Source organism: Bacillus sp. FSL P4-0248, assembly GCF_038593305.1.
GTDB lineage: Bacteria > Bacillota > Bacilli > Bacillales > Bacillaceae > Bacillus > Bacillus safensis.
The window spans coordinates 2,229,713-2,247,763 of sequence record NZ_CP151983.1 but is presented as its reverse complement, the minus strand read 5'-3'; the positions used below and the strand labels follow the sequence as shown (position 1 = coordinate 2,247,763).

20 protein-coding genes are annotated in these 18,051 nt (G+C 41.6%); 16 read left to right on the top strand and 4 right to left on the bottom strand.

Features of this window, described 5'->3' with window-relative positions:
• Positions 1 to 74 precede the first annotated feature (74 nt).
• From NST65_RS11470 to NST65_RS11435, 8 genes are all read left to right on the top strand, one after another.
• Complete coding sequence (locus tag NST65_RS11470) at positions 75 to 713, top strand: helix-turn-helix transcriptional regulator (protein WP_024423017.1); 639 nt, start codon at positions 75 to 77, stop codon at positions 711 to 713.
• A 25-nt stretch (positions 714 to 738) separates the two neighbouring features.
• Positions 739 to 1,560, top strand: a complete 822-nt coding sequence (locus tag NST65_RS11465; RefSeq protein ID WP_008342399.1) for a pyruvate, water dikinase regulatory protein — start codon at positions 739 to 741, stop codon at positions 1,558 to 1,560.
• Between the two features lie 261 nt (positions 1,561 to 1,821).
• Positions 1,822 to 2,322 carry a YaiI/YqxD family protein gene (locus NST65_RS11460; protein ID WP_024423016.1) on the top strand — a complete coding sequence of 167 codons (501 nt, stop codon included), beginning with the start codon at positions 1,822 to 1,824 and terminating at the stop codon, positions 2,320 to 2,322.
• Between the two features lie 33 nt (positions 2,323 to 2,355).
• Positions 2,356 to 4,185: a DNA primase gene (dnaG, locus tag NST65_RS11455; protein ID WP_024423015.1), complete on the top strand. Its 1,830-nt coding sequence runs from the start codon at positions 2,356 to 2,358 to the stop codon at positions 4,183 to 4,185.
• Positions 4,186 to 4,391: 206 nt separating this feature from the next.
• Positions 4,392 to 5,513 carry an RNA polymerase sigma factor RpoD gene (rpoD, locus tag NST65_RS11450; protein WP_008342392.1) on the top strand — a complete coding sequence of 374 codons (1,122 nt, stop codon included), beginning with the start codon at positions 4,392 to 4,394 and terminating at the stop codon, positions 5,511 to 5,513.
• Between the two features lie 301 nt (positions 5,514 to 5,814).
• Entirely contained in the window at positions 5,815 to 6,174 is a 360-nt protein-coding gene (cccA, locus tag NST65_RS11445) for a cytochrome c550 (RefSeq protein ID WP_034280134.1), read from the top strand.
• A gap of 120 nt (positions 6,175 to 6,294) precedes the next feature.
• Complete coding sequence (locus NST65_RS11440; protein ID WP_041118000.1) at positions 6,295 to 7,011, top strand: tRNA (adenine(22)-N(1))-methyltransferase TrmK; 717 nt, start codon at positions 6,295 to 6,297, stop codon at positions 7,009 to 7,011.
• Positions 7,004 to 8,125, top strand: coding sequence for a Nif3-like dinuclear metal center hexameric protein (locus NST65_RS11435; protein WP_342488829.1), 1,122 nt, complete (start codon positions 7,004 to 7,006; stop codon positions 8,123 to 8,125). The genes NST65_RS11440 and NST65_RS11435 overlap by 8 nt, the downstream gene beginning before the upstream one ends.
• Before the next feature lie 37 nt (positions 8,126 to 8,162).
• Here NST65_RS11435 and NST65_RS11430 read toward each other — a convergent pair whose 3' ends face one another.
• Together NST65_RS11430 and vrrA are read right to left on the bottom strand one after the other, a co-directional pair.
• On the bottom strand, positions 8,163 to 9,107 hold the full coding sequence (locus NST65_RS11430; protein ID WP_034280141.1) for a 4-hydroxy-3-methylbut-2-enyl diphosphate reductase: 945 nt from the start codon (positions 9,105 to 9,107) through the stop codon (positions 8,163 to 8,165).
• Positions 9,108 to 9,264: 157 nt separating this feature from the next.
• Positions 9,265 to 9,969, bottom strand: coding sequence for a VrrA/YqfQ family protein (gene vrrA, locus NST65_RS11425; RefSeq protein ID WP_041117998.1), 705 nt, complete (start codon positions 9,967 to 9,969; stop codon positions 9,265 to 9,267).
• A gap of 155 nt (positions 9,970 to 10,124) precedes the next feature.
• Between vrrA and NST65_RS11420 the strand changes: the two genes are divergently transcribed.
• Together NST65_RS11420 and NST65_RS11415 are read left to right on the top strand one after the other, a co-directional pair.
• Positions 10,125 to 11,444, top strand: coding sequence for a DEAD/DEAH box helicase (locus tag NST65_RS11420; RefSeq protein WP_024423009.1), 1,320 nt, complete (start codon positions 10,125 to 10,127; stop codon positions 11,442 to 11,444).
• 9 nt (positions 11,445 to 11,453) lie between these two features.
• Positions 11,454 to 12,347, top strand: coding sequence for a deoxyribonuclease IV (locus NST65_RS11415; RefSeq protein WP_041117997.1), 894 nt, complete (start codon positions 11,454 to 11,456; stop codon positions 12,345 to 12,347).
• 48 nt (positions 12,348 to 12,395) lie between these two features.
• Here the strand turns inward: NST65_RS11415 and NST65_RS11410 are convergent, their stop codons facing one another.
• Entirely contained in the window at positions 12,396 to 12,650 is a 255-nt protein-coding gene (locus tag NST65_RS11410) for a DUF2624 domain-containing protein (protein WP_024423008.1), read from the bottom strand.
• Positions 12,651 to 12,790: 140 nt separating this feature from the next.
• Here NST65_RS11410 and NST65_RS11405 point away from each other — a divergent pair, with 140 nt between their 5' ends.
• The 5 genes from NST65_RS11405 to NST65_RS11385 all read left to right on the top strand — a co-directional run bounded on the left by NST65_RS11405 (position 12,791) and on the right by NST65_RS11385 (position 16,887).
• Complete coding sequence (locus tag NST65_RS11405; RefSeq protein WP_024427967.1) at positions 12,791 to 13,672, top strand: YitT family protein; 882 nt, start codon at positions 12,791 to 12,793, stop codon at positions 13,670 to 13,672.
• A gap of 135 nt (positions 13,673 to 13,807) precedes the next feature.
• A complete protein-coding gene (locus tag NST65_RS11400) occupies positions 13,808 to 14,584 on the top strand; it encodes a metal ABC transporter ATP-binding protein (RefSeq protein WP_024423006.1) in 777 nt (258 codons plus the stop codon).
• Positions 14,584 to 15,444 carry a metal ABC transporter permease gene (locus NST65_RS11395; RefSeq protein ID WP_034280150.1) on the top strand — a complete coding sequence of 287 codons (861 nt, stop codon included), beginning with the start codon at positions 14,584 to 14,586 and terminating at the stop codon, positions 15,442 to 15,444. The genes NST65_RS11400 and NST65_RS11395 overlap by 1 nt, the downstream gene beginning before the upstream one ends.
• Positions 15,422 to 15,850, top strand: a complete 429-nt coding sequence (locus tag NST65_RS11390) for a Fur family transcriptional regulator (RefSeq protein WP_003217433.1) — start codon at positions 15,422 to 15,424, stop codon at positions 15,848 to 15,850. Before NST65_RS11395 ends, NST65_RS11390 begins: the two co-directional genes overlap by 23 nt.
• A 119-nt stretch (positions 15,851 to 15,969) precedes the next feature.
• Positions 15,970 to 16,887, top strand: a complete 918-nt coding sequence (locus tag NST65_RS11385) for an ROK family protein (protein ID WP_098676952.1) — start codon at positions 15,970 to 15,972, stop codon at positions 16,885 to 16,887.
• 66 nt (positions 16,888 to 16,953) lie between these two features.
• Here the strand turns inward: NST65_RS11385 and NST65_RS11380 are convergent, their stop codons facing one another.
• Positions 16,954 to 17,532 (bottom strand): nucleotidase, encoded by a 579-nt coding sequence (locus NST65_RS11380; RefSeq protein ID WP_034280154.1) that lies wholly within the window; start codon positions 17,530 to 17,532, stop codon positions 16,954 to 16,956.
• Positions 17,533 to 17,671: 139 nt separating this feature from the next.
• Here NST65_RS11380 and NST65_RS11375 point away from each other — a divergent pair, with 139 nt between their 5' ends.
• Positions 17,672 to 18,034, top strand: a complete 363-nt coding sequence (locus NST65_RS11375) for a DUF308 domain-containing protein (RefSeq protein WP_024423002.1) — start codon at positions 17,672 to 17,674, stop codon at positions 18,032 to 18,034.
• Positions 18,035 to 18,051 lie beyond the last annotated feature (17 nt).

Below are 18,051 nucleotides of genomic sequence, written 5' to 3'. Positions count from 1 at the left end.
GATGCGCTATAATATGATGAGTTATGAAAATGATATACATAAAATAAAGATTTCGCTCTCTCTATTTAAAGGTGGTGAGTACAATCGAGTTAAATAAACGGCAAGAGCAGATTTTACAGATTGTCAAAGAGAATGGTCCGATCACTGGAGAGCATATCGCCGATCGGCTGAACTTAACAAGGGCGACCCTCAGACCGGATTTAGCCATTTTAACAATGTCAGGCTTTTTAGAAGCAAGACCAAGGGTCGGCTACTTTTTCACAGGAAAAACAGGCACGCAGCTTCTCGCAGATAAGCTGAAAAAACTTCAAGTGAAAGACTTTCAATCCATTCCAGTGGTAATACATGAGAATGTTTCGGTTTATGATGCGATTTGTACGATGTTTTTAGAGGATGTGGGCACATTATTCGTTGTGGACGATCACTCTATTTTAACAGGCGTGTTATCCAGAAAAGACCTCCTTCGCGCAAGTATAGGGAAACAGGAGCTTCCATCTATCCCTGTCCATATTATTATGACAAGAATGCCGAACATCACCGTTTGCCGCAAGGAAGATTTCATTATGGATGTGGCGAAGCACTTGATTGAAAAGCAAATAGATGCACTTCCTGTGATAAAAGATACGGATAAAGGCTTTGAAGTGGTCGGAAGAATTACGAAAACAAATATGACGAAAATACTTGTCAGCTTATCGGAGAACGAAATAATCTAATGACAGAAGACTGCGAGGGGATGTTATGAGTAATCGCGTAATTTTTGTGGTATCAGATTCAGTTGGAGAAACGGCAGAGCTCGTGGTCAAAGCGGCACTTAGCCAATTTGATGGCGGCTCATCAGACCATTCAAATATTAGAAGAATCCCGTATGTAGAGGATGTTGGTACGATTAAAGAAGTCATTTCACTGGCGAAAGCAGATAATGGGATCGTCTGCTTTACTCTTGTTGTGCCAGAAATGCGCCAATTCTTAATCGAGGAAGCAGAAGCCAACGGTGTCGTTTATTATGACATCATCGGTCCGCTCATTGATAAAATGGAAACGGCATATGGAAATGAAGCGAAACATGAGCCGGGTCGTGTACGTCAATTAGATGAGGACTATTTTAAAAAGGTAGAAGCCATCGAGTTCGCTGTGAAATACGATGACGGCAGAGACCCTAGAGGTATTCTAAAGGCTGATATTGTGCTCATTGGTGTATCACGCACGTCCAAGACACCATTATCTCAATATTTGGCACATAAGCGGCTGAAGGTAGCGAACGTTCCAATTGTACCTGAAGTTGATCCGCCAGAAGAGTTATTTTCAGTTGATCCGAAGAAATGTATCGGTTTAAAAATTAGTCCAGACAAACTAAATCATATTCGCAAAGAGCGTTTAAAATCTCTTGGTTTAAATGATCGCGCTATTTATGCGAACATTGAGCGGATTAAAGAGGAACTAGAGTATTTTGAAAAAGTGGTTGACCGCATTAACTGTCAAGTCGTTGATGTATCGAATAAAGCAGTTGAGGAAACGGCAAATGTCATTCATCAAATGCTGACCAAAAGAGGTTCCGAATAAACTCAGGATGCTCCTCCTGGGTTTTTCCTATGGTGGGAAACGGGTAAACAAAAACAATGGCATATTTGCTGCATTTGTATTATAATAAAAAATTGTGATAAAATGATTGATTTTAGGTTTAAGTTAAGTCAAGAACGAATAAACTAATATTGGCAGAAGTCAAGTGATTCTGAACATAACTTTTCGACAAAATGAGTTTTACTGTTGATTGCTTTATGGGGGAAAAGTATGGTCTTTTTGCTTCTCTAAAGCAGGAATAAGGTGGAGGGATGGAGAATTAGTCACCTGAATGAACGTAAAAAAGAGAGGACGATTTATGTCGATGCAGATGCTTGTCCTGTAAAAGACGAAATCCTTTCTGTCGCATCTCAATTTCAAGTGCCAGTGACATTCATTGCTTCATATGAGCATTTTCAAACCAAAAGATCCCCACTTGAAGATTGGCGGTTTGTAGATACACATAAGGAAGCAGCGGATTTAGTCATTGCAAACTCAGCTGCCGCACATGATATTGTCGTCACCCAAGATATTGGTCTTGCCTCCTTACTGCTTCCGAGACAGGTCATTGTTCTGTCTGAAAGAGGACGAATGTACACAAACGAAACAATTGATTTTGATTTGGAACGCAGGCATGTTTCTAGCAAACAGCGAAGAAAAGGTGTATACGGAAAAGGTCCCAAAAAGCTTTTAGAAGAGGATAAGAAGCGATTTATGGCGCAACTACAAAAAATCCTGTCGAATCATGAAGGATTTTTAAATTAAAAGGCGAATAATGTACGACGGAGTGTTATTAGGATGAGCAAACGTATACCAGATGAACTTTTGGAGCAGATCCAAAAAAACGCAGACATTGTCGAAGTGATTGGAGAATACGTACAGCTTAGAAAGCAAGGTCGAAATTACTTCGGTCTTTGTCCATTCCATGGTGAAAATACTCCTTCATTCTCTGTTTCAGCAGATAAGCAAATCTTCCATTGTTTCGGCTGTGGTGCAGGAGGCAATGTGTTTTCTTTCCTCAGACAAATGGAAGGCTACTCATTTATTGAAGCCGTTTCACATGTGGCTGATAAGTACCATATTGATCTGCCTGATCAGGTAGCGAATGCTCAGATGAGTTCCTCTCAGCAAGAGGACACTGCAGATCATAAAATGATTGAGGCCCATGAGCTTCTTAAGAAATTTTACCACCATTTGCTGGTAAATACAAAGGAAGGTCAAAACGCACTCGATTATTTACGGTCCAGAGGCTTTACGGATGAAACAATTGCCAAGTTTGAGATCGGATATGCTCTTGATTCTTGGGATTTCGTGACCAAGTTTTTAGAAAAACGAGGATTTGATCCTGTGATGATGGAGAAGGCTGGTCTTTTGATTCAACGTGAAAACGGCACAGGCTTTTTTGACCGCTTTAGAGATCGTGTCATGTTTCCCATTCATGATCATCATGGAACGGTCATCGCTTTTTCCGGAAGATCGCTTGGTGATCAGCAGCCTAAATATATGAATAGTCCTGAAACGCCGCTTTTTCATAAAAGTAAGCTGCTTTATCACTTTCATGACGCACGTATGCATATTCGCAAACGCGAACGGGCGGTTCTTTTTGAAGGATTTGCAGACGTCATCTCAGCTGTTACATCAGGTGTCGGTGAAAGTGTTGCAACAATGGGTACGTCTCTTACAGAAGAGCACGTAAAGCTTCTCAGGCGGAACGTAGAAGAGATCATCCTTTGCTATGACTCTGATACGGCCGGATACGAAGCGACCATGAAAGCATCAGATTTGCTTGGAAAAAGAGGATGTAAAGTTCGCGTTGCCATGATACCAGATGGACTTGATCCAGATGATTACATTCGTAAATATGGCGGCGAGAAATTTAGGAATGACATCATAGATGCAAGTGTGACATTAATGACGTTTAAGATGAATTTTTTCCGAAGAGGAAAAAACTTATCAGATGAAGGAGACCGTCTTACTTATATGAAGCAGGTTCTCCGAGAAATCAGCCGGTTAAACGGCTCTTTGGAGCAAGAGATTTACATGAAACAGCTTGCTGGGGAGTTTTCGATCTCACTTGATTCATTAAAAGAACAACTGGAGCTGTTTGAAAAACAGCAGCGGCAAGAAACCAAAAGCACGCAGGAAGAAAACGGGCTTGAAAAACGGCGTGCACATCTGTCAACACAAGTGAGAAGAAAGCGTCTGCGGCCGGCATATGAAAATGCAGAGCGAATGCTGCTTGCTCATATGTTAAAAAGCGATGACGTGATCCGCAAAGTACTTGACAGAATCGGGATTGAATTTAATATAGATTCGCACAGGGCGCTGGCAACGTACATTTATGCCTTGTATGAAGAAGGCAAAGAACCAACGCCGCAGCACCTGATGAACCGGATAGAAGATGATGTCATGAATCAGTTGTTGACGGATATATTGATGATTCAAGTCGGAGACGAGCTAAGTGAAGCTGAATTAAGTGATTATGTAAAAAAAGTGTTGAATCATCGGAATTTGTCAATGATAAAGGAAAAAGAACTAGAACGTGCAGAAGCGGAGAGGCAAAAAGATTTCTTCAAAGCGGCAACACTTGCAAAAGAAATTATTCAGTTGAACCGTTCGCTGAAGTAATACGTCTATTATTAATGACAGGACTTACGGCTGGCAATGAATCCTTTACGGGAGGAGCATAAGACCGCAAGCATCTTGCCTTCATCATTATTTATTTTATTTCCTATTTGCTTCGTCATCTGTTTGATAGAGAGAGAAAAGCAGGGCGGAAGTAAATCGCAAGTTACTTTAGAATTCGTTGCAAGCTTTGGAAGGAGGGATCCATAATGGCTGATAAACAAGCCCACGAAACCGAAACTGAATTAACCTTTGAACAGGTGAGAGATAAGCTCACTGAAACGGGTAAAAAACGGGGCGTTTTAACATACGAAGAAATTGCAGAGCGTATGTCTAGCTTTGAAATTGAATCAGACCAAATGGATGAATACTATGAATACTTAGGCGAACAGGGTGTAGAGCTCATTAGTGAAAACGAAGAGACAGAAGACCCAAATGTTCAGCAGCTGGCTAAAGCAGAAGAAGAATTTGACCTGAATGATTTAAGCGTACCACCAGGTGTCAAAATCAATGATCCTGTTCGTATGTACTTAAAAGAAATCGGACGCGTCAATTTGTTATCTGCTAAAGAAGAAATTACGTATGCTCAAAAGATCGAAGAGGGCGATGAGGAATCAAAAAGAAGATTAGCGGAAGCGAACCTTCGTCTCGTTGTCAGCATTGCGAAACGCTATGTCGGTCGTGGTATGCTGTTCCTTGACTTGATTCAAGAAGGAAACATGGGTCTGATGAAGGCGGTTGAGAAGTTTGATTACCGCAAAGGATATAAATTCTCAACATATGCGACTTGGTGGATTAGACAGGCGATCACACGTGCGATTGCCGATCAGGCGAGAACAATCCGGATTCCGGTTCATATGGTGGAAACGATTAATAAATTGATCCGTGTTCAAAGACAGCTTCTGCAAGACCTAGGCAGAGAACCAACGCCTGAGGAAATTGCTGAAGACATGGATTTAACTCCAGAAAAGGTAAGAGAGATTCTTAAAATTGCGCAAGAGCCTGTATCTTTAGAAACACCTATTGGTGAAGAAGATGACTCGCATCTTGGTGATTTTATCGAAGACCAAGAGGCGACATCTCCATCTGACCACGCTGCGTATGAACTCTTAAAAGAGCAGCTTGAAGATGTATTAGACACGCTGACGGACCGTGAAGAAAATGTGCTAAGACTACGTTTCGGACTAGACGACGGAAGAACTCGCACGTTAGAAGAGGTTGGAAAGGTGTTCGGCGTAACAAGAGAGCGTATCAGACAAATTGAAGCGAAAGCTCTTCGTAAATTAAGACACCCAAGCAGAAGTAAACGATTAAAAGACTTCTTAGAGTAGAAACCGGACGGATCTTGAAAGAGATCCGTTCTTTCTTATCAAAAATGAAAACGCTTTTTTCAATCTGATTATATTTTACTGAATAACAAATGAATTTGCAACGTTCTTAGAGAAAAGATGTATAAAAAATACATCTAAATGTGCTGAAGGCTTCATTTCTCATCTTGAATCATTTTTGTCTAATCTGTGAACTTGACCAAAGTTTTGTATCATAATTCGTTTACTTTTTGTAAAATTAAAGTAGAATTAGAATTGTTTGCATAGTCTCAAAGGGGTTTTCACAAAGGGGAGGATGAAAGAAATGAAACGGAATCCACTTATACCATTTTTATTGATTGCCATTTTAGGTATTGGACTCACTTTTTTCTTATCAATGAAGGGGCTGAAAGATGAAGAAAAAATTGCCTCTGGGGGCAAAGAGCAAAAGCAAGAAGAGACAGCAAATGCAACGCCGGAAGAATTGTATAAGCAGAACTGTCTAAGCTGTCACGGGGAAAACTATGAAGGCGGCGCAGGTCCTGCATTAAAAGGTGTTGGAGACAAGCTTGAAGTAGCTGACATCAAGAAGAAAATCCAAGAAGGCGGCAACGGGATGCCAGGCGGGCTGATTCCAAATGAAAAGCTCGATGAAATGGCGGAATGGGTGTCTAAAATTAAATAATCTTACACAAAAAGCTCTTTTTCAAAAGAAGAGCTTTTTTCATTTGAAAACGACTTTTAAAAAGTCCATAATTTATATAAGATAGACAAGTATGAACATTAAAGAAAAGTAGTGATACGTATGAATGAAATGAATTTATCGAAACGATTAAAAAAAGTCGCAGACTTTTTACCAGATGAGGCAGTCTTCGCTGATATCGGCTCAGATCATGCCTATTTGCCATGCTATGCGATCCTGCATCAAAAAGCAGTGAAAGCCATTGCTGGTGAAATTACCGATGGACCGCTTCAATCGGCGCAGCAGCAAGTACATAGACTTGAATTAGATGAAGAAATTTCGGTCAGAAAAGGAAATGGCCTTGAAGTCATTGAAAAAGGCGAAGTGAATGCAGTGACGATTGCAGGTATGGGCGGGGCACTCATCGCAAGCATTCTAAATGAAGGAAGGCATAAGCTCGCAGGCCATGAGAGGCTCATTCTTCAGCCGAATATCCATGCCCATCATATTCGTTTATGGCTTTATCAAGAGGGGTATGAATTGATAGATGAAGTCATTTTAGAAGAGGACGGCAAAATATACGAAATCATCATTGCAGAAAAAGGCGATAAAGATAAAGCCTATGAAGGAATGTCACTTGAAGCAGGCATGCTGGTTGGACCGTTTCTTGCGAAAGAGCAAAATGACGTCTTCCGGCGCAAGTGGATGCAAGAGCTTCAGCATATGGAGAAGATAGAAAGTCAAATTCAGCAGGCGGCGCGGACAGAAGAAAATAAAGAACGCCTTGAAGAGCTGAATGCGAAAATAAAGATGCTAAAGGAGGTTTTGACTGTTGGCTAAAACAGTAAACGGGCATGAAATCATCCAATTGTTTGAACAATTTTCACCAAAGGCATACGCCATGGAAGGGGATAAAATTGGTCTTCAGATTGGGACTTTAAATAAAAAAGTAACCAATGTGATGATTACCTTGGATGTATTAGAGAATGTAGTAGATGAGGCGATCGAGCGAAAAGTGGATCTTATTATTGCCCACCATCCGCCGATTTTCCGTCCATTAAAACATGTAGCGACGGATCAGCCGGCTGGACGTATCATTGAAAAATGCATCAAACATGATATTGCGGTATATGTGGCACATACGAATTTAGACGTAGCTGATGGCGGAGTCAATGACCTGCTTGCTGAGGCCTTAGAGCTTGAAGAAACAAGAGTGTTAGTGCCGACATACGAAGATCCAATCAAACAGCTTGCTCTGTATGTCCCAGTGGAATTTGAAGAGGCCATCCGGACAGCTTTAGGAAATGCGGGCGCCGGCCATATCGGCAACTACAGCCATTGTGCGTTTTCAAATGAAGGGACAGGCAGCTTTCTGCCATCAGAAGAAGCTGAGCCGTTTATTGGTGAGTCGGGTCAATTAGAATTTGTGAAAGAAGTGCGGATTGAAACCATTTTCCCAGCAAGTATAGAAAAACAAGTGATTCGCGAAATGATCAAAGCACATCCTTATGAAGAAGTCGCCTATAGTGTACACACGACAGACCTTCCTCCTATTCAAAAAGGTCTTGGCCGTATTGGAGAGCTAAATGAGCCAATGACACTGAGAGATTTCACACAATTTGTGAAAACGAAGCTGGATGTGAATGGTGCTCGTTTTGTAGGAGACCAAAACGCTGTTGTGAAAAAAGTGGCGGTGCTTGGCGGAGACGGAAATAAATACATCCATCAAGCGAAAAGAATGGGTGCAGATGTGTATGTGACAGGAGACCTTTATTTCCATGTTGCGCACGATGCCATGATGCTAGGGCTGAACATTGTGGACCCGGGGCATTATGCTGAAAAAATTATGAAAGAGGGCGTAAAGGCGAAGCTTCAATCGCTGTGTGCGGATAAAAAATATAACGTACAGCTCTTTGTTTCTGAATCAAACACAAACCCATTTCAATTTATGTAAACAAAAAACGTCAGAGCGGATATGCTCTGACGTTTTCTTATTTCTTTGTTTTGACGCGAGGTAAAATTTTAGAAAGGGGAACAGTCCGTTCAATCTTCCAGGTCGTTTCATCATCTGGTTCATAGTTTTCTAAGAAACGAATGACTTCCTTTGTAATAGGTGTTGGTGTTGAAGCACCAGCAGTAACGGCAACGGTTTTGACGCCCTGCAGCCACTCCAGCTTGAGTTCACTTAAGTCGCCAATACGGTAAGCCTGCGTTCCGGCAATCTCCATTGACACTTGTGCGAGACGGTTAGAGTTATTACTTTTTGGATCGCCGACAACAATGGTTAAATCGGCTTGGCCAGCTTGCTGCGATACAGCTTCCTGACGCACCTGTGTCGCAAGGCAAATTTCTTGATGATACTCGACGTGAGGGTATTTCTCTTTAATCAGCTCCATCAGGTCGTGGACATCCCATTGCGACATCGTCGTTTGGTTCGTGATAAGCAGTTTTTCTGATGTTAAATCGAGTGCCTCAATGTCGGCTTCTGTTTCGACAAGGTGTACCTTGTCAGGGGCTACTCCGACAGCTCCTTCTGGCTCAGGATGACCCTTTTTCCCAATATAAATAATGTCATAGCCATCGGCTGTTTTCTCTGAAATGAGTTCGTGAGTTTTCGTTACATCTGGACAGGTCGCATCAATGGTGACAAGGCCTTTTTCTTCTGCGATTTGACGAACCTCAGGAGAAACGCCGTGAGCCGTGAAAATGACTGTTCCGCTTTCAACCTGCTTTAAAATGTCTAAGCGGTTTGGTCCGTCCAGTGTGTAAATACCATCTTCCTCGAAGGCATCAGTGACATGTTTGTTGTGCACAATCATACCTAATATATAAATTGGGCGTGGCAAGTTCTTATCAAGTGCGGCATTTTTAGCAATGACCATTGCATCCACAACGCCATAGCAATAGCCACGCGGCGATATTTTAATTACATTCATTTATTCGTCCTCCTGTAGGGAAGTGCTGCTAGAGAAGAACAATATAAAAAGCCGTAAAAAACGGCTTTTTATCATTCTCTTGCTTCCATTATAGCCAAAGTAAGCGTATATATCAAAGATTGTTATACGCAGTGAACACTTCGCCGTTAAAAGATCACTAGACATATAGTTTTGGAACAGAGCTGCCAGATCTTTTTTTCGGTTTTGCTTGAGGAGCAGGTGATGTGTGAGGTGCTGTTTTTTTGACGAGGATGTCTTCTGGTTCTTTATTTTTTTCTATTTCGTCAGTTTGTGCTTCTTCCTCGGGCACTTCTGTTTCTGCGCTGGTCTCCGCTGATTCTGCATCAGCATCATTTGCACTTTCTTCATCATCATCCGCACTGCCAAGCTGGCTGTACAGTTTAATCATCGCCGGCAAATTTCTCACTAAAGGACCGTATTGCTGAATCATTGGCGTAAATTGCTGCGCCATCCCGAGCACTTTTTGAACATTTCCTAACATGCTTGAGAGGGTTGCAGGATTTGTGAAGCTCTGGATTCCTTGTAATCCCGCACCACCTCCAGAGACTCCAGCTCCTCCTGCGCCAGGAAGAAATTTAGAGAGCATGCCTTTAATTCCTGCTCCGCCGCCTAGTGCACGGCTCTCACCTCCTGGAATACCGCCCATCCCGGGTAAACCGCCTCCCTGTACAGACGGGGAGCGAGGCATCATTTGCTGAAATGGATTGCCCTGCCCTTGAAAAGGCTGCTGGATAGGAGGCTGCTGCCCTCTTTGAAACATTCCGGGCTGTCCGCCATTTCCAAGGTGCCGGCGTGAGGGACGGCGCGGCTGAAAATCGCCCATAGGCCTTTGCCCTAACATACTTGTACCTCCCTTACTGCATTCTCTTTCTCTTCATAGGTTATGCAAGGAAGCACTAATTGGTTTCCTGTAGGAAAAGCGGACATGGTTTTTTTACTGAAAATCAGCTATAATGAGGAGATGAGCAAAAAGGCATTGCCTTAAGGAGTGAAAACATGAAAGAAACGAAATTTACGACATATGAATTAAAGCCTTTTATTATAGATGCTATTCATGAACTAGGCTTTTATGAGCCGACTGATATTCAAAAAAGAATCATCCCTGCTGTTTTAAAAGGAGAAAGCGTGATTGGCCAGTCACAAACCGGAACAGGAAAAACTCATGCCTACTTACTGCCGCTGATTCATTCAATTGATCCAAGCAAAGAACAGGTACAAGTAGTGATTACTGCACCTACAAGAGAATTAGCCAATCAAATTTTCAAAGAAGCTCAAACGATTTTAAAGAATGCTTCTCCAGAAGAAGAGATCAAAGCAAAGCTTTACATTGGCGGAACGGACAAGCAGAAATCAATTCAAAAGCTAAAAAACCAGCCGCATTTGGTTGTCGGTACACCTGGACGTATTGCTGACCTCATTCATGAGCAGGCGCTGAATGTTTATAAAGCGACCTCTCTTGTTATTGATGAAGCTGATTTAATGCTGGATATGGGATTTTTAGAAGATGTGGACCGTATTGGTGCACAAATGCCAGAACAGCTGCAAATGCTTGTGTTCTCTGCAACCATTCCAGAAAAACTAAAGCCTTTCTTGAAGAAATATATGGACAATCCAAAGTATGCGCATGTTGAACCAAGACGGATTACAGCTGAAAACATTCAGCATATTTTAGTTCCGTCTAAACAGCGTGATAAATTAAAATTGCTCCATGAAATGGTGACGAATGTACAGCCTTATTTAGGAATCATTTTTGCCAATACAAAAACAACTGTTGATGAAATCGCATCGTTCCTACAAGAAAAAGGAATGAAAATCGGTGTGCTCCATGGCGGATTAACGCCGCGCGAACGTAAAAAAGTCATGAAACAAATTGAAGATTTGGAGTTCACTTATATTGTGGCATCTGATCTTGCAGCTCGCGGGATTGACATCAAAGGCGTCAGCCACGTGATTAACTATGAACTTCCATCTGATCTTGATTTTTATGTGCACCGTGTTGGAAGAACAGCTCGTGCGGGTTCTTCTGGAATTGCCATGACCATTTATGAGCTGGCTGATGAGGATGCACTCATTCAAATTGAGAAAATGGGCGTTGTGTTTGAAAACAAAACCATTGTTCATGGCGAATGGCGAGATGCAGATGACCGTCTGAAGCGTCAAAGACGTAAAAAAGCCCCGAATGAAATTGAAGAAAAAGCAAAACGTCTTGTGAGAAAACCGAAAGCCGTCAAACCTGGATATAAAAAGAAAATGACACGTGAGATGGATAAAATCAAAAGACAGGAACGTAGAAAGTCAAAGCGTAATGGAAAGTAGGGGGAAACATTGTTAAAGATTGGTTCACATGTATCCATGAGCGGAAAACATATGCTTCTTGCAGCGAGTGAGGAAGCTGCCTCTTATGGTTCGAATACGTTTATGATTTATACAGGTGCACCGCAAAATACGCGCCGCAAAAAAATTGAAGACCTGAATATTGAAGCTGGACAAGCGCATATGAAAGAGCATGGCATGACGGATATCGTCGTGCATGCTCCGTATATTATCAATATTGGAAATACAGTGAATCCAGCGACATTTGAGCTTGGTGTAGACTTTCTTCGATCTGAGATTGAGCGTACAAAAGCGCTGGGAGCAAGACAAATTGTTCTCCACCCGGGTGCGCATGTCGGAGCAGGGGCAGAAGCAGGGATTCAAAAAATCATTGAAGGTTTAAACGAAGTCATTGTAAAAGGTCAAGAGGTTCAAATTGCACTTGAAACAATGGCAGGAAAAGGATCAGAGTGCGGAAGAAGCTTTGAAGAGCTTGCCCAAATTATCGACGGAGTGACACATAACGAAGCTCTTTCTGTCTGCTTTGATACGTGTCACACGCATGATGCTGGTTACCCGATTGTGAGTGACTTTGATGGTGTATTAGAAGAATTTGACCGAATCGTCGGTATTGACCGAATCAAAGTTCTTCATATTAATGACAGTAAAAACGTACAAGGCGCAAGAAAAGACCGACATGAAAATATCGGTTTTGGTGAAATTGGTTTCGATGCACTGAGCTATATTGTGCATCATCCGCAGCTTCAAGATGTGCCGAAAATTCTAGAAACGCCTTATGTAGGTGAAGATAAAAAGAACAAAAAACCACCTTACAAATTCGAAATTGCGATGCTGAAAGAAAAGCAATTTGATGAAGGCTTACTAGATAAAATTACGGGTCAGTAAAAAAGGATGCAACATGTTGAGGTGCCGCTAAATGCGGCCCTTTTTTGCTTAACTTGTAAACTGGTTAAACAAATCATTCACAGTCTGTGCTGTCTGTTTAGAAGTAATCGCTTCCACTTGCTTAAGAAGCCGGTTACGCTCTGAGTCATTAAAAATATTGATGTTTTTCCCGTTCATGAGTTTGGCAACCTCAGCAGCTTGATGAGACGTTAAACTGACGCCGTACTGTTTCGCATACCTTAACAGATCGTTTGCTGTGATCTGATTGAGCCGCTGCAGGACAATTTTTTGAATTAAAATCAATTCCATTCCTCCCCTCTGTAACAATGTATGGGCGAAAACGGAAAATGTGCAAAAAATTTTATTTTATTCTGTGAAATGATAAAATAGTAAAGTGAATAAAATGTTCATTGAAAATTTAACATGTGTAGAAGGGAGAACGTATGGCAAATAGTAAACAGCATAGAAAGGAATCAGTGCCTCATTTTATTTTGAGAATTTTTCTGATTCTAGTAGGAGCTGCATGTGCAGCAGTCAGCATTGAATTATTTTTAGTGCCAAACAATATTATTGATGGAGGCATCATCGGCATTTCGCTTATTTTGGATTATCTCTTTACAGATAACCCGTTTATAAATTTTGCGACGATTGTTGTCATTTTAAATATTCCATTTATGATATCAGGATACAAGCATATTGGGAAAACCTTTCTGATTTCCACTGTGATTGGGATTGTCAGCTTAGCCGTGATTGAATCTTCACTTCATCATGTGGAGGCATTTACAACACAGCCGATCTTAGCCACTGTATTTGGAGGGCTATTACTTGGATTTGGTGTTGGACTTGTCATCCGTAATGGAGGTTCAATGGATGGAACAGAGATCTTGGGAATTCTTCTGACGAAAAAAATTCCTTTCTCCGTCGGTGAGTTTGTCATGATCGTCAATGTGTTCATTTTCATTTGGGCAGGCTTTGTATTCGGACCAGAGCAGGCTATGTATTCTGTCATGACATATTATTTGGCAATGAAAACAATTGATGCTGTTATTCAAGGGCTTGATGAAACAAAAGCTGTGATTATCGTATCAGACTATTATGATGAAATTTCAGATGCGATTCTGCATCGACTCGGCAGGGGAACGACAAAGCTGAGAGGAAAAGGCGGCTATACAGATGAAGAAAAAGATGTCATCTACGCCGTTGTCACAAGGCTTGAAATTACAAAGCTGAAATCCATTGTATTTGAAATTGATGATCAAGCATTTATCACGATTATGGATACGCATGAAACAAAAGGCGGTAAGTTCAAAACAGCCATTCATTAGCTTTTATTTTACTTTTTTATCTTTCTTTTATATAATGAAATGTATGTATGGACAGAGAAAATGGCAAAAGCCATTTTCTTTTTGTTGTATAAATCGTAATCATTCTTTTTATATTGATTAAAGGTGGAAAGATTCATGGCAAAGCCAATTATTGAAATGAAGGACATTTCGTACTCGTATGGACAGCGAAATGTCATTGATCACATTCATTTAACAGTAGAGGAAGGAAACTTTCTAGCACTTGTTGGACCGAATGGTTCTGGTAAAACAACCTTATTAAAATGCCTGCTTGGGCTCATTAAACCGCAGCAAGGTGAATTAAAGCTATTTGGCACGCCTGTTTCAAAATTTAGAGACTGGGATCAAATTGGATTTGTTTCTCAAAAGGCGAATAGCTTTAATACGGGTTTCCCTGCTTCTGTATATGAGGTCGTCGCAAGCGGACTGACCGCGAAAATTGGTTTGTTTAAACGAATGAGCAAGCAGGATAAATGGCAAGTAGAAGATGCCATTCGCTCAGTTGGCATACAAGATTTAAAGCATCAAAACATCGGTGAGCTTTCTGGCGGACAGCAGCAGCGTGCATTTATTGCCCGTGCGCTTGTCAGCCAGCCGAAGCTGCTCATTTTGGATGAGCCCACGGTTGGAGTAGACCAGCGGACAGTAGAAGGCTTTTATCAGCTGCTCGAAACATTAAACAAAGAAAAAGGAATGTCTTTAATTCTCGTCACACACGACGTTGGCACCGTTTCTGATAAAGTCACCCATGTGGCTTGTTTAAATCAGACACTGCATTTCCACGGGGATGCAGAAGCGTTTGATTCAATGGATGATCAGGCGCTATCGCAATTTTACGGGCATGACATTCAAGTGATTCATCACGACCATCACCATCATGGGGGACATGAATAATGCTATTTCCATTTTTTCATTATGAATTTTTACAAAATGCGTTTATCGCAGGTATACTGATTGGTTTTATTGCGCCCTTACTTGGTGTATTTATTGTCGTAAGAAGGCTCTCGCTTATTGCAGATGCCCTCAGTCACGTATCACTTGCCGGTATTGCCGCAAGTCTATTTCTTGATAAAAAGTTTGGCCTTTTGACAGGGGTAAGCCCGCTCTACTTAGGGATGGCTTTTTCTGTTGCGGGTTCATTGTTTATTGAACGCCTGCGCTCAGTGTATAAGCATTATCAGGAGCTTGCCATTCCTATTATTTTATCAGGGGGTATTGGGATCTCCGTCATCTTCATTTCACTAGCGAATGGCTTTAATACAGATTTGTTTAGTTATTTATTCGGAAGTGTCAGTGCGGTTTCAAGACTTGATCTTTGGATTATTGTAGGGATCTCACTCGTTGTTGTGTTAGTTGTTGTGCTTTTATATAAAGAATTGTTTCTGCTTTCTTTTGATGAAGAGCATGCAAAGGCTTCTGGTATTTCAGCAAAATGGATTCATTTTATTTTTATCTTAGTCGTTGCACTTGTCATTGCGGCATCGATGCGTATCGTCGGTACACTGCTTGTGTCGGCGCTCATGACGCTTCCTGTTGCGGCAAGTATCCGCATTGCCAAAGGATTCAAACAGGCAATTTTCCTTTCGATCTTATTTGGTGAATTGTCTGTATTGGCCGGATTGATTTTAAGCTATTATCTTGATTTAGCGCCAGGCGGAACCATTGTGATGCTGTCTATCTTGATTTTAATCGGGTGTATTAGTATTGGGAAATTCAGAAGGGGGAATCAACATGAACGTACAAGAAGCGCTTGATTTATTAAAGGAAAAAGGCTACAAATATACAAGCAAACGTGAAGACATGCTTCAATTGTTTTCTGATTCTGATAAATACTTGACGGCTAAAAATGTGCTGACGGCACTAAGTGAAGACTACCCTGGTCTCAGCTTTGATACGATTTATCGAAACTTGTCACTATATGAAGACCTTGGAATATTAGAAACAACAGAATTGTCAGGGGAGAAACTATTCCGTTTTAAATGTTCATTTTCCCATCATCACCATCACTTTATTTGTCTTACATGCGGGAAAACAAAAGAGATCGATGCCTGCCCTATGGACAAGCTCGACGCCGATTTAGAGGATTATCATATTAGCGGACATAAATTTGAAATATATGGAACATGTCCTTCCTGCGAACCGAAGGAAGTTCACTCATGAGAAAGCCAGCCCTGGAGCTGGCTTTTTTGTTTTCTCTTTTGAAAACGTTTTACAAAGGGAGGCTGTTTCATTAAAATGAGATCAAGGTACTACATTTTGAAGTAAAGGGAGGGGTAAAAGTGGCCTATTATGTCGTGTTTGATGTAGGCGGGACCAGAACGAAACATGGATTAATGGACCAGGATGGAAAGCTGGTCTCTAGCGGTGACTATCAGACGAACTGCCGACAGCTTGAACCGTTTTTAGAAGCCATGGCAGATGTGGTCAAGGAATATCAAAGGATGACGAATGTCAGCGGTATCGCCATCAGTCTACCAGGCTTTGTGGACAGTGAATCAGGTTATACAGAATTTGCAGGCGCCATCATCGCCTTAAATGGTCAAAATGTAAAAGCACTTTTAGAAGAGAAAACGTCTCTTCGTGTAGAAGTGGAAAATGATGCGAACTGTGCAGCTCTCGCAGAAAAATACAGCGGTCATGCGAAAGATTGTGACAGCTTTATTTGTATGACAATTGGCACGGGTGTCGGCGGGGGTATTTTTGCTAATGGTCAGCTTGTCCGCGGTGCATCCTTCCGCGGTGGTGAATTTGGCATGATGCTGACAGAGACGGAAAATGGCCAGTTTACAACTCTTAACAGCAGCGCTTCAACGGCTGGATTAATTCGGAGCTATAAAGAAAAGCAAGGAATACCGCAAAGTACTCAAATAGACGGTCAAGAAATTTTTGAAAAGGCGAAGCATGATCCGGCCATTGAGAAGCTGTTGGATCAATGGTACAAGCGAATAGCCATAGGCGTTTACAATGTAGCGACTGTTCTTAACCCAGAGAAAATCCTCATTGGCGGAGGCGTAAGTGCAAGACCAGATTTATTACAAAACATTGAAAAACATTTACATACACTGCATGCATGGAAGAACATTCAGGTGAAGCTGGAAACTTGCTGCTACTTAAATCAGGCAGGCATGAAGGGGGCACTTTACCATTTCCTCATGAAAGAAGGGCAGCTTGCTCCATTAAAAAAGCCGATACATTAAATGTATCGGCTTCAGCGTGTAGACAAATCCTCGTGTTTGTTCCGCTTCGGTGCTCGCTCAGTTACATTAATAAGCAGTTTGCAGACGCTGCTCGTATTGTTTGATCCACTTAGATGCTTCCTGCCAGTTGTTTACGCGTATAATTCTATCGTCGATCGGCATCTGGTTATAAGGGGAGTTAAAAAGGATAACCGGGATGTCAGCCTCTTTTGCAATCATTGTGGCATTGCCATGATGGTCTTCAAAAAATACATCAATTTTGTGCTTTTGCACGGCTTCCAGCTTATGATGACCGCCAACCAGCTCAATAGCATCATAGTGTACGTCATGTTCTTGAAACCACTTGTAGGTGATATCCGAATGCTGCTGCCTTCTTGCGGTAATATAAATCAGTCTGTGCTGCAGCTTCATTTCGTCGAGGATCTCTTTTGCACCCTCAGCAGGCTCTGCCTGTTTATAAATAAGAGGCTCGTGCTGATCCATCCAGCCCCAAAATTCTTCTTGAGAAATCTTTAAAAGCTTCGTCAAATCATACTCTGTCATATCTTCTAGTGTCATGGCACATTGGAACGACTCATTTAAGTAGGGAACAAAGGTGTCCTGCGCCGTCACTGTACCATCAATATCAATTCCTAAACGTAACATGCCCACACTCCTCATTTTTATACTCTTAAAGTGTAACATAATCAATTCACAATTCCAGCAAGTTTTAGCAATCATGAAACAGACATTTTTGCTCATACTAAAAAAGCTCCTTTCTATTAACCAAAAGGGGGAATTGATCATGGAAAGAGACGAGGATTTCAGAAGAAATGATCGTGAAATCGACACACACTTTAGTAATGATGATGGCTATTTAGAGGAAACAGCTGCTGAAATTGCAGAGCCATATCAAGCTTCAAGAGATCGAGAAGATAGACGAGGACGTGACCAAGCAGGTGACGATTCAGGCAGTAAAGGGATAGGCTATACAGCACTCGCGATTGCGATTATCTCATTATTTGTCTTGCCGGTGCTATTAGGGGTAGCGGCAATCGTCGTTGGTTATATTGCACGAAGAAAAGGAGCACATGCGCTTGGCGCGTGGTCAATTGGGATCGGAATTGTTTCCGTCATCCTAGGCATATTTATCACCCCGTTCTTTTAACAAGAACAGAAAAACGC